The following is a 2,759-nucleotide window of genomic DNA, read 5'->3' on the forward strand; positions in this document are numbered from 1 at the left end:
TGCATCTGGTTCACCGGTCTGTCCGGTTCCGGAAAATCCACCATCGCCAATCAGCTGGAACAACGCCTGTTGGCCGGCCACCACCACACCTATGCGCTCGATGGCGACAACGTCCGGCATGGTCTGAACCGCGATCTGGGTTTCACCGAAGCCGACCGCGTCGAGAACATCCGGCGCGTGGCGGAAGTGGCACGCCTGATGGTGGATGCCGGTCTGATCGTGCTGGTGTCGTTCATCTCGCCGTTCCGCAGCGAACGCGACATGGCCCGCGCCCTGTTCAGCGATGACGAGTTCATCGAGGTGTTCGTGGACACGCCGATCGATGTCTGCGAACAGCGCGATGTCAAAGGCCTGTATGCCAAGGCCCGGGCCGGACAGTTGCCGAACTTCACCGGCATCTCTTCGCCCTACGAGGCGCCGTTGCATCCCGAGTTACATCTGCGCACCGCCGAGGCCCCGGTCGAAGATCTGGTCGAAGCGATTCTGAAACGGATCAGCTGAGTGGCGCGGCACCGGCCTCGCCGGCGCCGCTTTCGGTCAGGTAATAGATGTGGCTGCTGAGCAGTGCGTATTGCACGTATTCGCTCGGCCCCAGCTGTTTCAGAAAGTCCTGCATCAGGGCATTGGCATTGTGCTGCGAGTACCCGTGTGATTCCGGGTGCCGCACCTGCACCCGCGGATCGACCACCGCGAACAGTTTGTTGGCGTAGGTGAAGGCCATGAATACCCAGTCGATGCCCCAGCCGTACAGGTTCTTGGAATAGTCCAATGCGCGCATGCGGGTGATGGCCGCCTTCGACAGCGAGAACACGATGCCGTCGGTCTGCGCCACCAGCTTCATCGGGCTGTTGAAGAATCGGCCGAGCAGGGTGTGCTTGAGCGGATAGGGCGTGAAGCTGATCAAGGGCGCCCAGACCGCGATGCGCGGGTACTCGCGATGGGCCCTGCGGCTGGCGGTCACCAGACCGGCCCAGTCGTCGCAGTCGCAGTCGGCATGAATCACTAACAGCAAGTCAGCATCGGCCGGCAAATGCTCCAGACAGGCATTGAATTTATCGGCCCAGAACAGGGCGTCATCGCGGCGAATCATTAGGCAGTCGGCCTCGGGCGCAGTCTGCGGATCGGGATCGGAATACACGATGCTGACCACATCGCTGACCGCGGCCACGTCCCGGGCAATGGCGGCAGCTCTGGCGTGCTGGCCTTTCCAGGAAATGATGAACGTGTGCAGACTCGGCATGGGATTTCCGGCGCGGGCGTTTTCACGCATACTGGCATTGTAGCGCATCGCCCAGAGCCCGCATGACCGATCATCTGTACCAGATTTATTATTCTGAAAGCTCCCGGCAGCAGTTGGATCCGGGCTTTTTGCCTTTGGACAATCGGGCCAATCCGCGCCCGGACTGGCGCGAGTATTGGCCGATCCGGCAGTTTTTGTTGAATACCCCGCTGGATGAACATGCCCGCTACGGTTTTTTTTCGCCCAAGTTCCGTGCCAAGACCGGACTGGATGCGGTGGACGTCACCCAATTTCTGGCCGGCAGCGAGGCCGAGGTTGTGCTGTTCTCGCCGTTTTTCGATCAGTCGGCGTTCTTCCGAAATGTGTTGCTGCAATCCGAGCAGGCGCATCCGGGGTCGGCCGCGCTGTTCTCGGCGATGCTGACCGAACTCGGGCTGCCTCGCGATCCGACCACTTGGGTGACCCATGCCGGCAACACCGTATTCTGCAATTATTTCGTGGCCACCCCAGCCTTTTGGCGGACATGGCTGGCGCTGTGCGAGCGTTTGTTTGCCGTGCTGGAAGCCGATCCTGCGCATGTCCTGAATGCCGATACCGTACATGACCGCGGACGTGCGCCGCTGAAAGTCTTCTTGGTGGAACGCCTGGCCACTGTGCTGCTCACCAGCGATGCATGGCGTATCCGCGCCTGCAATGCGGAGTCGATGGCCTTGGCCGATCCGATGTTCGGACCTTACCGCGATGTCCTGTATCGCTTGGATGCCCTGAAGCTGGCCTACAGCGTGCACGCCGACCCGCAGTATCTGGCAGGTTTCAGGAATCTGCGTTCAGCACTGGTGGCACAAATCCAGCGCTCGCGCCTGGCTTAATCGGTTTTCGGCACGAAGCGGTCGGTGTAGATTTCGTAGCTCAATTGGTGAATGGGCTTTTGGTACTGCCGTTCCATGAAGCTGACGATTTTGCCATTGTTCTGCAACAGTATCGGTTCGCGGCCGCCGAGCATGTCATGATTTTGCTTGGCATCGGGAATGGTCAGGCCTTCGAAGGCCGCTTCGACTTCCGTGCTTGGAATTTTCAGATACCAGGCCAGATCCTGGGCCACGGTTTCTGGCGCGGTCTTGATCAGCGTCGCCGCGTCCAGCCAGCCTTTGATCAGGGCGCGCAGCGTTTGCGGGTTGGCCTCGGCGTACTCGGCACGGATGACCAGCACGTCAATGATTTCATTGGGCAACTGTTTGCTGTTGAATATTTCGACACCATCCAAGGCCAATAACTGGCCACGGTAGGGTTCGAAGGTGACGACGGCATCGACCCGGTCGTTCTGGTAGGCGTCCACGCTGTCGTCGATCAGGATGTTGACGGTGCGCACCGCATCCGGTTTCATGCCGTTAAGCTCCAGGGCCCGGGTCAGCATATAGCGGCCGAGTGCGCCTTCCTCGAAACCGACCCGGCGTCCGGCCAGGTCCTTGACCGAGGTGATGCCGGGTTTGGCGATGATGACATCGGCGCCATCGGAAAT

General features: G+C 60.3%; 4 protein-coding genes. 2 read left to right on the forward strand and 2 right to left on the reverse strand.

Annotated elements, in window-relative coordinates; genetic code table 11:
- Nucleotides 1-501 (forward strand): adenylyl-sulfate kinase (cysC, locus tag ACIQ1A_RS09565; protein WP_395770843.1); only part of this gene is annotated, 501 nt, incomplete at its 5' end.
- Here cysC and ACIQ1A_RS09570 read toward each other — a convergent pair.
- Nucleotides 494-1,240 carry a hypothetical protein gene (locus tag ACIQ1A_RS09570; RefSeq protein WP_395770844.1) on the reverse strand — a complete coding sequence of 249 codons (747 nt, stop codon included), beginning with the start codon at nt 1,238-1,240 and terminating at the stop codon, nt 494-496. The two genes, cysC and ACIQ1A_RS09570, sit on opposite strands and share 8 nt — an antisense overlap.
- 62 nt (nt 1,241-1,302) lie before the next feature.
- Between ACIQ1A_RS09570 and ACIQ1A_RS09575 the strand changes: the two genes are divergently transcribed.
- On the forward strand, nt 1,303-2,109 hold the full coding sequence (locus ACIQ1A_RS09575; protein ID WP_395770845.1) for a hypothetical protein: 807 nt from the start codon (nt 1,303-1,305) through the stop codon (nt 2,107-2,109).
- On the opposite strand, the gene ACIQ1A_RS09580 is transcribed toward ACIQ1A_RS09575, so the two are convergent.
- Nucleotides 2,106-2,759: ABC transporter substrate-binding protein (locus tag ACIQ1A_RS09580; protein ID WP_395770846.1), on the reverse strand; the 654-nt coding region annotated here is incomplete at its 5' end. The genes ACIQ1A_RS09575 and ACIQ1A_RS09580 overlap by 4 nt on opposite strands.

The sequence above is a fragment of the Arenimonas sp. genome (genome assembly GCF_044353605.1).
GTDB lineage: Bacteria > Pseudomonadota > Gammaproteobacteria > Xanthomonadales > Xanthomonadaceae > Arenimonas.